This window comes from Kitasatospora sp. NPDC022785 (genome assembly GCF_055561295.1).
The window spans coordinates 194,068-210,055 of sequence record NZ_JBVHHB010000014.1; the positions used below are offsets into that span (position 1 = coordinate 194,068).

General features: G+C 70.7%; 5 protein-coding genes. All 5 read right to left on the reverse strand.

What is annotated here, in order from left to right; genetic code table 11:
* Positions 1-64: 64 nt before the first annotated feature.
* Positions 65-892, reverse strand: coding sequence for an alpha/beta fold hydrolase (locus ACZ3YO_RS22830; protein WP_465572167.1), 828 nt, complete (start codon positions 890-892; stop codon positions 65-67).
* Positions 893-1,030: 138 nt separating this feature from the next.
* Positions 1,031-1,876, reverse strand: coding sequence for an ABC transporter permease (locus tag ACZ3YO_RS22835; RefSeq protein ID WP_465572170.1), 846 nt, complete (start codon positions 1,874-1,876; stop codon positions 1,031-1,033).
* Positions 1,873-2,877: an ATP-binding cassette domain-containing protein gene (locus ACZ3YO_RS22840; protein ID WP_465572173.1), complete on the reverse strand. Its 1,005-nt coding sequence runs from the start codon at positions 2,875-2,877 to the stop codon at positions 1,873-1,875. Before ACZ3YO_RS22840 ends, ACZ3YO_RS22835 begins: the two co-directional genes overlap by 4 nt.
* Before the next feature lie 190 nt (positions 2,878-3,067).
* Positions 3,068-14,833 carry an amino acid adenylation domain-containing protein gene (locus tag ACZ3YO_RS22845; RefSeq protein WP_465572176.1) on the reverse strand — a complete coding sequence of 3,922 codons (11,766 nt, stop codon included), beginning with the start codon at positions 14,831-14,833 and terminating at the stop codon, positions 3,068-3,070.
* A 12-nt stretch (positions 14,834-14,845) separates the two neighbouring features.
* Positions 14,846-15,988 (reverse strand): condensation domain-containing protein (locus ACZ3YO_RS22850; protein ID WP_465572179.1); only part of this gene is annotated, 1,143 nt, incomplete at its 5' end.

Sequence of the window (15,988 nt, forward strand, 5' to 3'; positions counted from 1 at the left end):
CCTGAAGACACGTCAGGGGCGGTCCTTCTCGGACCGCCCCTGACGTGTCTTCAGGCCACTGCTCTCAGGGCCGGCCCACCCTGGCCAGGATTTCGTCAGTGATCCGCTCCGGCGCCTCCTCCGGCTGCCAGTGCGAGACGCCTTCCAGCGTCACCAGCCGGTACGGGCCGGTGACGTAATCCGCGGCCTTCTCCACGGCCATCCTGCTTGCCGCCCGGTCGCCATCGCTCGAGATCAGCGTGGTGGGCACCGACACCGGGCTGAGCCGCTCCGACGAGTCGAGGAGGCTGCCGGAGCGGTACCAGTTCAACGTCGCATCCAGGACGCCCGGTTGGGTGTGAAGCGCGAGGTAGCGCTCCACCTGTTCGGGGGCGACAAACGTGCCGAACAGGGACCGCAGCATGGCCGCGTCGTCGGCTAGCATCGCCGGCGTGCTCTCCTCGGTGACGAAGAAGGCGATGTACTGGGAGAGCTGACGTTGCACCGGGTCGTGGCGCAGGGCCCACCAGTACGCTTCGAGGTGCGGCACCGACACGGCGGTCAGCGTGCGCACCCGGCTCGGATGCTCCGCGGCCAGGTACCAGGCAACCACCGAACCCCAGTCGTGGCCCACCACATGGGCGCTCTCGACCCCCAGGGCGTCGAGGATGCCCACGGCGTCCCCACCCAGCAATGGCAGCGCGTAGGACTCCGCTCCCATCGGTCGGGCACCGGCGGAGTAGCCGCGCTGGTCGGGCGCGATGGTGCGCAGACCGGCCCGGTTCAGTTCCGGCACGATGGCGTGCCAGGAATGCCGGCTCTGGGGAAAACCGTGCAGCAGGAGAACGGGCTCGCCGTCGTCCGGGCCGGACACCTCGACGTCAAAGAGAAACTCACCGACGGAGACCTGCATGTGTCACTCCTCTGCGCCCCGTACGGACGCGTTGTCAACTCTTGTTCGTGGTGGTGCGGTCGCCATTGGCGGCGACGGAGTCCGGGCCTCCCCCCGGTGGAACGGGAGAAGGCCCGGATCTCTGCGAACCAGCGGTTTCTACTTCTTGGTGGCCGACTTCTCGAAAGCCCGGGTCGCCAGCGGTACCGCGACGGCGATCAGAGCGCCGGTCAGGATCAGGGCCATGGGCACCGGGTGCTCCATGGGAAAGGTCTGTACGGCCGACGTCGGTGCGGCGTTTCCGAAGAGTTTGCGGCTGGCCAGCACGACCGAGCTCACCGGATTCCAGCCGGCGATCCCCTGCATCCAGCCGGGCAGTCCGTCCAGCGGAATGTACGCGTTCGACAGGAACGACATCGGCATCACGACGATGGCACTCACGCCGTTCACGGCCGCGGCGTTGCGCAGCACCAAGCCGAGCAGCGCCCCAAGCCAGGACGTCGCGAGGGCGAGCAGGAGCAGCAGTCCGAAACCAGCCAGCATCGACAGGAAGCCCTCGTGCGTCCGCCAGCCGATGGCGAAGCCGATGACCGACATCAGCAGGAAGCTCCAGGCCACTACGATCACGTCACTGGTGGTCCGGCCGATCAGCACGGCCGAACGTGAGATCGGCAGCGAACGGAAGCGGTCCATCAGGCCGTTGTTGAGGTCCGTTACCACGCCCATGGCCGTGAGCCCGACGTTCCCCAGAACGACCTGGACGAAGATTCCGGCCATGATGTATTCCTGGTACTTCATATCGCCAGGAACCTTCATCGCGCTGCCGAACAGGAAGCCGAACACGATGACGAACACGGCCGGCATGAGGGTGAGCGTGATCAACTGCTCGGGCGTACGCTTGAGCTGTCGCATCTGACGCCCAATCAGGGCGGCCGAATCACTGATGGCGCCGGCGAGCCTGCCGGTTCCGGCACCGTCCGTTCGGCTGACTGCGATGTCCGTCATGCTGCTGCCTTCCCCTGCGATGTCTGTCGGGCGTTGCGGTCGTTCAGCCCCACCTCCTCGACCTCGGCGACCTGCCCGGTGAGAGCGAGGAAGACGTCGTCCATGGACGAACGGCGCACGGCGAAGTCCACGGGCTCCACCTCGGCCGCCCTCAACTTGGCGGCCACCGCGGCGATACTCTCCATCCCGCCGATCAGCGGGACCGAGACCCGGCGGGCCTCCTCGTCGACCGCCGGCTCCACGGACGCGACCGCGCCCATCGCGCTGACCACCGCCGGCAGTTCCAGGTCGGTGGCCACGGACACCTCCAGCCGCTCACCGCCGACCTTGCGCTTCAGCTCGTCCGGGGTGCCCTCGGCGATGGAGCGGCCCTTGTCGATCAGCATGATCCGGTCCGCCAGTTGATCGGCCTCTTCCAGGTACTGCGTGGTGAGCAGGACGGTCACGCCGTTCTCCACCTGCTCTCGGACCATCCGGTACAGCACGATCCGGCTGGTCACGTCGAGGCCGGTGGTCGGCTCGTCGAGGAAGAGGACCACGGGAGCCGAGACGAGGCTCGCCGCCAGGTCGAGCCGGCGCCGCATGCCGCCCGAGTAGGTCTTGGACTGGCGGTTCGCCGCGTCCGTCAGCTCGAACCGTTCCAGGAGTTCGTCCGCGCGGGCCCGCGCCTGCCGGCGGCCCATGCGCAGCAGCACGCCGATCAGCGTGAGGTTCTCCCGTCCGGTGAGCATCTCGTCGACCGCGGCGTACTGCCCGGTCAGGCCGATGCGGCGCCGGATCTCCCTCGGCTCCCGGGCGAGGTCGTACCCGGCCACGGTGACTCGCCCGGCGTCCGGGGTCAGCAGCGTGGCGAGAATACGCACCGTGGTGGTCTTTCCCGCGCCGTTCGGTCCGAGAAGACCGAGGACCGTTCCCGCCGGGACGGAGAGGTCGACACCACTCAGCACCTCACGCTCGGCGTATTTCTTGCGGATTCCCTCCGCAGAGATCGCTATGTCCATGCCTCATCACTCCGTAAGTTGCCGACTAGCCAACCACCATTGGTCCGAGTGGAGTTGAACCGCCACTCATCCAATCTTCAGCGGAGGTCCGATCACAAGGAAATCGCAGCAAGCTGCCATCGACGCGGTGGCCGGACCACCCGATTGGCCATAACAGGCCTCCTGGGCGGTCCGGCCTCACGCAGGACAATCAGCCGAGGGACTTGAGCTTCTCGTAGACAAGCCGGCCGATCTCTTCGGCGTGTTGGGGCTGGAGCAATTCACCGTGCGGTGCGGCTATCGGATGCGTTTCGATCCGGCCGGTGACCAACGGCCGCCAGAGGTCGTGCATCTGGGAGACCGCCGCCTCGCCCGACTCGGCCGTCGAGACGAACAGCATCAGGTTGCCCTTGACGACCTCGGGTTCGAAATCCGTGCCTATCCGGTAAAAGTTGTCCATGACCTTGGCGAACGCCGTGATGTGATGCGGCTCGACGCTCGCCAGTGCGCTGTCCTGGCCGCGGATGATGGCCATGACCTCGTCGTGTTCGAGCACCTGGTCCTCGGGGATCGAGTCGATGTCGTGTCCCGCCTGGTACAACAGAACGCGGAAGATGTCCTGGTCGTCCAATCCCTCGTAGTCGTCGAGCCAACTCGCCTCGGAGGGGCGGCCGTCGATGTTGACCAGCAGGGCGACCTCCTCCCCGTCCGCCTCCAGCCGGGTGGCGATCGCGTGGATCGCCAGGGCGCCGAACGACCAACCGAGCAGGTGGTAGGGGCCGTGGGGCTGGACCGACCGGATCTGCGCGACGTAGTCGGCGGCCATGGTCGCCATGTCCTCCGCCGGCTCGTCCCCCGGTTGGAACCCGCGGGCCTGCAGCCCGTAGACGGGGTACTCGGGGCGGATCTGCTTCAGGAGCACCCCGTAGCCCCAGCTGAGTCCGCCCGCGGCGTGCACGCAGAAGATCGGCGGCTTGTCCCCGCTGGTCCGCATGGGCTGGAGGACGTCGAAGCTGTCGTGGTCGCTGTCGCTGCCGAGGTGCTCGACGAGCTCGGCCACCGTGGGTGCCTCGAAGACCGCGCGGCTGCTGACCTTGACGCCCAGGACCGACCGGATCCGGCTCACCAGCTGGATGGAGATGATGCTGTTGCCGCCCAGGTCGAAGAAGTTGCCGTCGATCCCGACCCTGTCGACGCCCAGCACATCGGCGAAGAGCTCGCACAACAGCTCCTCCTGCATGGTGCGGGGACCACGCCCCTCGGGTGAGGCGGCGAACGAGGGGGCCGGAAGCGCCCTGCGGTCGAGCTTGCCGTTCACGGTCAGGGGCAGCGCGTCCATCGTCACGAACGCCGACGGCACCATGTACGCCGGCAGCGCGGCGCTCACGTGCGAACGCAGCTCCGCCGGGGCCACGTCGGAGCCCGGCTTCAGCACGGTGTAGGCCGCGAGGCGCTTGTCACCGGGGCGGTCCTCCCGCACCACCACCGCGACCTGGGCCACCTGCGGGTAGGCCGCGATGACCGCCTCGATCTCGCCCAGCTCGATCCGGAAACCACGGATCTTCACCTGGTCGTCGACGCGGCCCACGAACTCCAGCCGCCCGTCCACACGCCAGCGCACCAGGTCCCCGGTGCGGTACATCCGTTCGCCGGCGGCACCGAACGGGCAGGCGACGAACCGCTCGGCCGTCAGGCCGGGACGGTTCTGGTACCCGCGCGCCAGGCCCTCACCTGCAACGTACAACTCGCCGGGCACACCCGGAGGAACCGGGCGCAGCGCCGGGTCCAGCACGAACACCCGTGTACCGAACACCGGGGTCCCTATCGTCGGCGTACCCGAGCCCGCCTCCAGCGGCGCGCTCATCGTCGCGCACACCGTCGTCTCCGTCGGACCGTACGCGTTGACCATCCGCCGGCCCGTCGCCCAGCGGTCCACCAGCTCCGCCGGGAGCGCCTCGCCGGCGACGAGCAGCGAGCGCAGCTCCGGGAGGTCCCAGGCCGGCACCGACGCCAGGGCGGCCGGCGGAATCACGGCGTGGGTCACGCCGTGATCCGACAGCACCCGCGCCAGCACCTCGTCGGCCAGCGTTCCCCGCGGCGGCACCACCAGCGCCGCACCGGCCGCGTACACACCGCAGATCTCGAAGACCGAGGCGTCGAAACTCGGCGAGGCGAACTGCAGCACCCTGCTGTCGCCGGTCACGCCGAATCCCGCCAGCTGCGCTTCGGCCAGGCTCGCCAGGCCCCGGTGCGACACCACGACGCCCTTCGGGCGCCCGGTGGAGCCCGAGGTGTAGATCAGGTAAGCCGCGTGCTCGGGCGTCACGGGCACGCCCGGGTTGCCCTCGGCCGGGCCCGACGGCGCGCTCGGCTCCACGCCGTCCAGCAGCAGTTGCGGCACCGTCACGCCCTCGGGCAGCCGGCCCGCGTGCTCCGCATCCGTCACCAGCAGCATCGGGGCCGCGTCGGCCAGGATGTACGCGATGCGCTCCGGCGGATACTCCGGGTCCACCGGCAGGAACGCGCCCCCGGCCTTTACCACCGCCAGTTGCGCCACGGCGATCTCCACGGACCGCGGCAGCATCAGCGCCACGACCTGCTCGGGCCCCACACCGTGCCCGATCAGCTCATGGGCCAGCAGGTTCGCCCGGGCGTTCAGCTCGTGGTAGGACAGCGACACCTCCGCCGACACGACGGCCGGCGCCGACGGCGTGCGTGCCACCTGTGCCTCGAACAGCCCCGCGAGCGTCACCGGCTCGAACGAGCGCCCCGTGTCGCTCCACTCGGTCAGGATGCGGTCGCGCTCGCCGGGAGAAAGGATGTCGACCGAGCCGACCAGCAGGTCCGGGTCGGCGGTAACCGCCTCCAGCAGTCGCTCCAGCCGGCCGGACAGCTCATCGATCGTCCCGTGGTCGAACAGGTCCTGGGCGAAACCGATCTTTCCGCCGATCCCGGCCGGCGCTCCGTCCGGGGCGAACACCTCGCCGAGCTGGAACCACAGGTCGAACTTCGCGACGTCCAGGTCCACCGGGTACGGAACCATCCGCACACCCGGAAATTCAGCCTGTACCTCGGCGTTGTTCTGGAAGGAGAGCATCACCTGGAAAAGCGGGTGCCGGGCCAGCGAACGGACCGGGTTGAGCTCCTCCACCAGTTGCTCGAACGGCAGGTCCTGGTGCGCGTACGCCGCCAGGTCCGTCTCACGCACCCGCTCCACCAGCTGGCGGAAGGTCGGGTCCCCGGAGAGGTCCGTGCGCAGGACGAGGGTGTTGACGAAGAACCCGACGAGCTCGTCGAGGGCCTCGTCGGTGCGGCCCGCGATGACGCTCCCGATCGGAATGTCCTCACCGCCGCCCATCTTCCCCAGCAGGAGAGCGACGGCGGCCTGCATCACCATGAACACCGACGCGCCACTCAGACGGGCCAGCTCCGCCACCCGTTCGTGAACCTGCGGCGAGAGCACGAACCCCACCTCGTCACCACGGGTGCTGGCCACCGCGGGCCGGGGCCGGTCCATGGGCAGCGCCAGCTCCTCCGGGGCTCCCGCCATCGCCCTCTTCCAGTAGTCAAGCTGACGAGCCATCACACTGTCCGGGTCCGACACCTCGCCCAGCACCTCACGCTGCCAGAGCGTGAAGTCCGCGTACTGCACCGGGAGCGGCTCCCAACCCGGCGCCGCCCCGGCGCAGCGCGCCTGGTACGCCTGTGACAGATCCCGCGACAGCGGCGCCATCGACCAACCGTCACCGGCGATGTGATGGATCACCAGCATCAGCACCTGGTCCTGCGGTGCCAACTGGAACAGGTGTGCCCGCACCGGCATCTCACAGGACAGGTCGAAGCCCCGCCCGGCCGCGGCACGCGCCCCGTCCTCCAGGCCCTCCGGCATCACCTGCTCCACCACCAGCACCGGCGCCGCCCCTTCAACGGGCAGGACTAGCTGTCGGGGCCGCCCGTCGACATCCGGGAACACCGTCCGCAGGCTCTCGTGCCGGGCCACCACATCGCCCAGTGCAGCCCGCAGCGCGTCGAGATCCAAATCGCCCAGCAGACGGATCGGCAACGGCAGGTTGTACGTCGCGTTCGGGCCCTCGAACCGGTTCAGGAACCAGAGGCGCAGCTGCGCGGGCGACAGGGGAATCTCCTCCGGCCGCTCCATCACACTCAGCGGGCGACGGGAACCGTCGGCCGAGTCGATCCGGCCCACCAGCCCGGCGACTGTCGGCGCGTCGAAGACCGACCTGACCGCGAGCTCCACGCCGAACACCGAGCGGATCCGGCTCACCAGCCGCGTCGCCATCAGGGAATGCCCGCCCAATGCGAAGAAGCTGTCGTCGATCCCGACCCTCTCCAGGCCCAGCACCTCCGCGAACAGCCCGCACAGCAGCTCCTCACCGGCGGTACGCGGCCCGCGTCCGCCGGCGGATCCGCCGAGATCGGGGGCCGGCAGGGCCTTGCGGTCCACCTTGCCGTTGGCCGTCAGCGGCAGTGCGTCCAAGGTCACGAACGCTGTCGGCACCATGTACTCGGGCAGCACCTGTGCCGCCGCCGCGCGCAGTTCCTCCACGTCCGCGACATCGGCCGCGGTGACGACGTACGCCACCAGCCGCTTCATCCCCGGCTGGTCCTCCCGCACCACCACCACGACCTGGGCCACCTTCGGGTGGGCCGCGACGACCGCCTCGATCTCCCCCAGCTCGACCCGGTAGCCGCGGATCTTCACCTGGTCGTCGCCCCGGCCGATGAAGTCCAACTGTCCGTCCGCACGCCAGCGCACAAGGTCCCCGGTTCGGTACATCCTCTCACCCGGGGCCCCGAAGGGGCAGGCCACGAACCGTTCCGCCGTCAGACCGGGGCCGTGCAGGTAGCCGCGGGCCAGCTGGGTGCCGGCCAGGTACAACTCGCCGGCCACACCCACCGGAACCGGCCGCAGCGCCCCGTCCAGCACGTACACCCGGGTGTTGCGCAGTGGTCGGCCGATCGGCGGTGTACCGGACACGGGCTCCAGCGGCGCGCTCATCGTCGCCGCGACCGTCACCTCGGTCGGACCGTACGCGTTGATCATCCGCCGGCCGACGGCCCAACGGTCCACCAATTCCTGGGCGTACGCCTCACCGCCGGTCACCACGCAGCGCAGGGTGGGGAGTTCCGCCTCCGGCATGGTGGCGAGCATGGGGGCCGCCATCATCACATGGGTGGCCTCCCGGTCGGCGATCAGACCGGTGAGCTCGTCGCCCACCAACTGGGCGGCGGTGTCGGGAAGCACCAGCGTCGCACCGCTGAGCAGGGTCATGGTGTGATCGGCGATCGCCGGGTCGAACGTCGTCGACGCGACCTGGAGGATCCGACTTCCGGGCTCGATCTCCAGGTTCTCGATGTGCGCCGCCGCCGAGTTCGCAATGCTCCAGTGGGAGACCACGACCCCCTTGGGCTGCCCGGTCGACCCCGACGTGTAGATCACGTACGCGGCACCGGTCGGCAGGAGGCGCGCCGTCCGCTCGTCGTCGCGCGGCGAGTCGGCCGACTGCCGCGCCAGTTCTGCCTGGACGTCATCGGTGTCCAGCAGAACCAGAGGCGAGCTGTGGGCGGGCAGTCCGTCGGCCGTCGTCGAGGTCGTCACGATCACCGACGGGCGCGTGTCGGTGAGCACATAGGCGAGCCGCTCGGCGGGGTAGTCGAGTCCGACGGGGATGAACGCCGCACCGGCCTTGAGCGTGGCCAACTGCGCGACCACCAGGTCGAGCGAGCGGCCCAGCACCAGGACCACCACCTGCTCGGGCCCCACACCGCGGGCGATCAGCAGGCGTGCCAGTCGGTTGGCGCTGGCGTTCAGCTCCGCGTACGACACCGACAGATCCGATGAGTCCACGGCGGGAGCCTGCGGCGCGCGGGCCACCTGCGCCTCGAACAGACTCACGACGGTGTCCGCCGGCAGCTCCCGCGCGGTCTCACCGCCGCCGAGCAGCAGCCGCTCGCGTTCCGCCTCGGGCAGCACCGTGACCCGGGCCAGCGGCGCGTCGGTGCCCTGCACGAGCTGCTCCAGCGCCCGGACCAGGTTGTCGATGATCCGCTCCGCCGCCGCCCGGTCGAAGACGTCCGGGCGGTGGTCGGCGCGGACGAACAGCCGGTCACCGGCGGGGATCATCGAGATACCCAGCGGGTAGTGGATGGCGTCGCCGCCCTCGACCGGGGACACGGCGAGGTCGCCGACCGAGTGCTCCAGTGCGTCGGCGTCGATCGGGAAGTTCTCGAACACCACGATCGTGTCGAAGAGTTCGCCGAGACCGGTGATCTCCTGGAGATCGGTGAGGCCCACGTGCTGGTAGGGCATCAGCTCGGCCTTCTGGTCCTGGAGCCGGGTCAACAGCAACCCGAGCGGTTCGGCCGGGTTCAACCGGACCCGGACCGGCACGGTGTTGATGAACAGACCCACCATCGTCTCGATGCCGGGAATCTCCGCCGGCCGCCCGGACACCGTAGCGCCGAACACCACGTCGTCCCGACCGGTCAGCTGCCCGAGGGTGATCGCCCAGGCGGCCTCCAGAACCGTGTTCAGTGTGACACCGTGTCCGCGGGCGTGGTCGCGCAGGGCGGCCGCCAGATCCTGCGGGAGCTCCACCGCGATCCGCTCCGGGATCACCGGCTCCCGCCGGGGACCGGCGGGAGCCAGCAGCGTCGGCTCCTCAAGGCCCTCGAGCGCCTGCGTCCAGGCGGACCTGGCCACCGCCCGGTCCTGGCGGGCCAGCCAGGCCAGGTACTCCCGGTAGGGGGCGATCCTGGGCAGGCCGGAATCGTCACCACGCCGTCGGTAGAGCTCAAACAGCTCGCCCAGCACGATCGGCGTGGACCAGCCGTCCAGCAGGATGTGGTGGTTGGTGATCAGGAGCCGGTGCCGTCCCGACCCCAGTCCGATCAGGGTGAATCGCATCAGCGGCGGCGTGGCGAGGTCGAACCGGCGACCACGGTCCTCGGCCGTCAGGCGGTCCAGCTCGGCCTGCCGCGACGCCTCCGGCAGTCCACTGATGTCGAGGTCCGACCAGGGGAGTTCGATGTGCCGCGGGATCACCTGGACGGCGTCGCCGCTGCCCTGGTCACGGAAGGCTGCCCGCAGGTTGGCGTGCCGGTCGAGCAGGGCGGCGGCCGCCAGCCGCAGCGCCGCACCGTCCAACGCGCCCTCGATGTCCAGCGCGATCTGGACCGTGTAGACGTCTGAACCGTCCTGGTCGTAGAGCGCGTGAAACAGGAAGCCCTTCTGCAGCGGCGCGAGCGGGAGTACGTCCATCAGCTGCGGCAGATCGGCCTCGAGCGCGTCGATCTCCTGCTGGGTGAGCTCGACCAGGTCGAGGTCGGAGGGCGTGTGGCCGCCGGCGTCCGGTCCCTCGGTGTGGGTGACGATCGCCTCCAGCGCCCGGAACCAGGTCTGCGCCAGGTCCCGTACCTCGTCCTCGGCGAACAGCTCCCGCGGCCAGGACCAGTTCGCCACCAACTGCACGCCGTCAATGCCCTCCTGGGCGATCGCGTTCATCTCCAGTGCGTGGGACAGCGGCATCCCGGCGTCGGCCCCACCGCCCAGCCCGGCTCCGGCCTGGTCCCCGCCGTCCTCCGTGATGCCATCGAGCCGACCGAGGTAGTTGAAGCCGATCTGCGGAGTGGGGAGTTCGGCCAGGACCCGGGCCGTCTCGGGGTTGAGGTGGCGCAGCAGCCCGTAGCCCGCACCGTTGTCCGGCAGCGCGCGCAGCTGCTCCTTGACCGCCTTGACGGCACGACCCAGGGCAGGGCCTCCGGACCAGACCTGGGCCCACTCCTCGGCCGTCGACACACCCGGGTCCAGGTCGACCGGGAACAGGCTGGTGAACCAGCCCACCGTCCGGGACACGTCGGCGCCCAGGACGAGTTCCTCACGGCCGTGGCCCTCCAGGTCCACCAGGACCCCGGAGGCCTCCGTCCCCCGGCGCCGGCGCCAGTCCGCCACCGCCAGGGCGAATCCGGCCAGCAGCACGTCGTTCACGCCTGCGTGGAAGGCGGCCGGCACCCGCGTCAGCAGCGCACCCGTCGCCCGCGAGGGCAGTGTCAGCGCCAGAGCAGCCGCGTTCGACACGACGTCACGTCGCGGGTCCAGCGGACGGGATCCGAGCGAGGCGTCCTGGCTTCGGAGCATGCCGGTCCAGATCTCCAGCTCGGCGACGCGGGCCGGCGACGACGCCTCCTTCACCAGGCCCTCGGCCCAGGCCCGGAACGACGTCCCGACCGGCTCCAGCTCCGGCTTCCGGCCCGCGCGCACGGCGGCGAGCGCCGCAGCCAGGTCGGGCAGCAGGATGCGCCAGGACACACCGTCCACCACCAGGTGGTGAACGATCAGCAGCAGACGTCCGGGCAGGCCGGAGCCCGCGTCGAACCAGACGGCCCGGACCATCAGGCCCGTGCCCGGGTCCAGCCGCCCCTGCGCCGCCTGCGCCTCTTCGGACATCAGCGTGCGCACTTCGCCGTCCGACAGCCCGCTGGTGTCCACCCGGTGCAGCAGCTCGATCGCCCGCACGGCGCCCCGGGGGCCGATCTCGAGTTCCCAGCTGTCGCCGGAGCGGGACAGCCGCATCCGCAGCGCGTCGTGGTGGTCCACCACCGCCTGCAGCGCGGCGGCCAGGTCCGCGACGCCGCAGCCGGCCTCGGTGGGCGTCATCATCGCCTGGTTGAAGGCGTCGATCGGCCCACCAGCCTCCCGCAGCCGGTGGACGATCGGCGTCAACGGGACCGGACCCATCCCCGCGTCCGCGTTCCCGCTTCCACCGGTGGGCCGAGCGGCCTGGTCCACGTCCTGCGCGACCGCCGCCAGGGCCTGCACGGTACGGTGCCGGAAGACGTCCCGCGGAGTCAGCACCAACCCCGCGCGCCGAGCGCGGCTGACCAGCTGGATCGAGATGATGCTGTCGCCGCCCAGGGCGAAGAAGCTGTCATCGATCCCGACCTCTTCCAGGCCCAGGACCCCGGCGAAGAGCCCGCACAACAGCTCCTCGCGGGCATTGCGCGGACCGGTCCCAGTGACCAGGGTGCGGAAGTCGGGGGCGGGCAGGGCCTTGCGGTCGAGCTTGCCGTTCGGCATCAGCGGCAGGGCCTCCAGCGTCACGAAGGCGGCCGGCACCATGTACTCGGGCAGCACGTCGGCGACCGCGGCCCGGAGGGCGTCGGTGTCCACGCCGCCCGCCGCCGGAACCACGTAGGCCACCAGGCGCTTGACGCCCGGCTGGTCCTCGCGCACCACGACCGCAACCTGGTCCAGCGGGGCCTGGGCGGCGATGACGGTCTCGATCTCGCCCAGCTCGATCCGGAAGCCACGGATCTTCACCTGGTCGTCGATGCGCCCGACGAACTCCAGCTGTCCGTCCTCGCCCCAGCGCACCAGGTCACCCGTGCGGTACATCCGCGTACCCCGGTCCCCGAAGGGGTCCGCCACGAACCGCTCGGCGGTCAGGGCTGCCCGCCGCAGGTAGCCGCGCGCCAGACTGGCGCCGGCGACGTAGAGCTCCCCGGTCACCCCCTCCGGAACCGGACGCAGCGCGCCGTCGAGCACCCGCACACGAGCGTTGCGCAGCGGGCCGCCGACGACCGGCCGCGGGCTGTCCGCGACCGTGCAGTACAGGGTGTCCACGGTGCACTCGGTCGGCCCATAGAGGTTGTAGGTGGCGACGTCCGGCAACGCCCGCAGCTCCTGCCACAGCGCGTCGCCGATCGCCTCACCACCGAGCAGCAGCACGCGCGGCCGGGGGCCGTCGCCCTGCAGTGCCCCGCCGGCCAGGATCTGCTGGGCGTAGGTCGGCGTGAAGTTGAGGACATCGATGCCCTCGCGGGCGCCGTAGTGCAGCAGCGCGTCGGGATCCCGTCGCACCTCGTCCCGGATGACGTGCAGCTCGTGGCCGGCCAGCAGCCACATCACGCCGTCCAGCGAGGCGTCGAAGGTGAACGCCGCGCTCAGCGCGAACCGGAACCTCCTTCCCCCGGCGGCCCGGACCTCCGGCTCGATGAGGCCGGCCCGCTGGCTGTGGAACAGGCCCAGCAGCGAGCGGTGGGTGACCGCGACGCCCTTGGGCGTGCCCGTGGAGCCCGAGGTGTGGATCAGGTACGCGAGGCTGTCCGGGGTGAGCGCCGCCGTCCGGTCGAGGTCCGTCAGGTTCGCGTCGGACAGCGCGGACAGCCGCTGGACCGTCTCGGTGGCGTCGAGAACGACCTCGGTCATCCCCGCCCGGACGTCCGGCAGTCCGGCCGCGATGCCGCTCTGCGTGATCAGGGTGGCCGGCCGGGCGTCCTCGACCAGGAAGGCGATGCGCTCAGCGGGGTACTCCGGGTCCACTGGCACATAGGCGGCACCGGACTTCAGCACCGCGAACATCGCGACGATCATCTCCAGCGACCTGGGCAGGGCCAGCGCGACGATCCCCTCCGGGCCGTTGCCCTCCTGCGAGAGCAGTCTGGCGAGTCGGTTGACGCGGCTGTTGAACTCCGCGAACGTCAGCGCCTCGCCGTCGCAGACCACGGCCGGCTCGTGCGGGGTCCACTCGGCCTGCTGCTCCAGCACGTCGACCACGGAGCGCGCCGGCGTCGGCTGTACCTCGGCACCCGTCCCCAGCGTCAACAGGCGCTGCTCACGCCGGGGCCCCAGCAGCCGCAGCTGCCCGACGGGAAGTTCGGAGTTCGCCCGCACACCGCCCAGCACCCGCAGCAGACCCTCGGCGACGAACTCGACCAGGCCAGGGGCGACGGCCTCGGGGCGGTAGCTCAGCGCCAGTTCCATGGAGTCGCTGAGGATGACGGCGAGCCCGAGGGGGTAGTGGGTGTCGTCACGGCTCTGGCTGCCCACGATGCCGAGGTTGCCGGCGGACTTCTGGAGCCGCTGGGAGTCGACCGGGTAGTTCTCGAACACGACGAGGGTGTCGAAGAGTTCGCTGTGCCCGGTGAGCCGCTGGATGTCGCTGAGGCCCAGATGCTGGTGCGGCATGAGCTCGGCCTGCTGGTCCTGGAGTCGGGCCAGCAGGGCACCCAGGGTCTCGGCCGGGTCCAGCTGGACCCGGACCGGCAGGGTGTTGATGAACAGGCCGACCATCGACTCGATGCCGGGGATCTCCGCCGGCCGGCCGGACACCGTCGCTCCGAACACCACGTCGTTGCGGCCCGTCAGGTGTCCGAGCAGCACGGCCCAGACCGCCTGGACGACCGTGTTGACGGTGACCCCCGCCTTACGGGCCCACTGGGCGAGCTCCGCAGTCTCCTCCACTGACAGCCTGACCGAGTGGTGCTCGGAGGAGGCCGTCAGCTCGGGCAGCTCCGGTCCGGCCAGCAGGGTGGGCTCGTCCAGCCCCTTGAGCGCCTGCTGCCAGGCCGCCTCGGCGGCGGAGCGGTCCTGCCGCTCAAGCCACGCGAGGTAGTCGCGGTAGGGCGTCACCCTCGGCAGCGCGGAGACGTCGCCCTTGGTCCCGTACAGCTCGAAGAGCTCACCCACCAGCCGCGCCATGGACCAGCCGTCGAGCAGGATGTGGTGGTTGGTGATCAGGAACCGGTAGCGGTCCACACCTGTGGTGATCAGGGTGAAGCGCATGAGCGGGGGTGCACCGAGATCGAACCGCCGGGTCCGGTCCTCCTCCACCAGGCGGGCCAGCTCCCGGTCGCGCTCGCCGTCCGGCAGGCCGCTGAGGTCCACCTCGTGCCACGGCAGCGTCACGTCGCGCGGGATCGCCTGGACCGGCTCGCCGGTCTTCCGGTAGAGGAACCCCGCCCGCAGGTTCGCGTGGCGACGGAGCACCGCGGCGGCAGCACCCGACAGCGCTTCGATGTCGAGAGCGCCCTCGATGTCGAAGCCCAGCTGGATCGTGTACACGTCGGTGCCCTGCTGGTCGTACAGCGCGTGGAACAGCAGGCCCTTCTGCATGGGCGACAGTCCGAGGATGTCTTCGAGCCCTGGCTTCTTGTTCATCTCTTTGCCGTTCGTCATCATGCTCTCCACTCAGAACCCGAGCTCGTCTTCGAATGCGTCGATCTCGTCCTGCGACAGGCCGCCGAGCGACAGGTCGGAGGGGGTGTGGCCGCCGGCGCCGGGGCCCTCGGCATGGTCCGCAATGGCCTTCAGGGCGCGGAACCAGGTCTCGCCCAGGTCCCGGACCTCGTCCTCGGTGAACAGCGCGGCCGGCCAGGACCAGGCGGCGGTGAGCTGTGTTCCGTCCGCTCCGTCCACGGCCACCGCGTTCAGCACCAGGGCGTGCCCGAGCCGCATGCCGGCGTCGCTGCCACCGCTGAGGCCGTCGTTGGTCTCCCGGGCCTGGGCCCAGTCCGCGGCCGCACCGACGGCCTGCGGGCTCGCGGCCTCGAAGCGGCCGAGGTAGTTGAAGGCGATCTGCGGGGTGGGGAGTTGGGCCAGGACGGGTGCGGTGTCGGGGTTGAGGTGGCGCAGCAGCCCGTAGCCCGCACCGTTGTCGGGCAGGGCGCGCAGCTGTTCCTTGACGGCCTTGACGGCGTCGCCGACCACCGGGCCCGCGGACCAGACCCGGTCCCACGCGCCCTCCGGCACGCCCGGGTCCAGCCGGACCGGGAAGAGGCTGGTGAACCAGCCCACCGTGCGCGAGACGTCGGCGCCGGGCACGAGTTCCTCGCGACCGTGGCCCTCCAGGTCCACCAGCGCACCGGTGGCCCGGACGCCGCGGCGGCGCCGCCAGTCCTCGACCGCCAGCGCGAACCCGGCCAGCAGCACGTCGTTCACACCCGCGTGGAACACCGCCGGCACCTTGGTCAGCAGCGCGCCGGTCACCTCGGACGGCAGCTCCAGCGCCAGACTGCGAGCCGTCTCGGCAGTGTCCCGCTCCGGGTCGAGCGCACGGGCACCCAGCTGCGGGTCCTCCCCCGCGAGCATCCCGGTCCACACGTCCAGCTCCGCGGCACGCTCCGCCGTAGCGGCCTCCGCGACGAGGCCTTCGGCCCAGGCCCGGAACGAGGTGCCCTCGGTGTCCTTGGCGAACTCCCGGCCCTCGGCAACGGCCTGGTGGGCGGCGGCCAGGTCGGGCAGCAGGATGCGCCAGGACACCCCGTCCACCACCAGGTGGTGGGCCATCAGCAGCAGCCGGCCGGAGACTCCGGGGCCGCCGTCGAACCACAC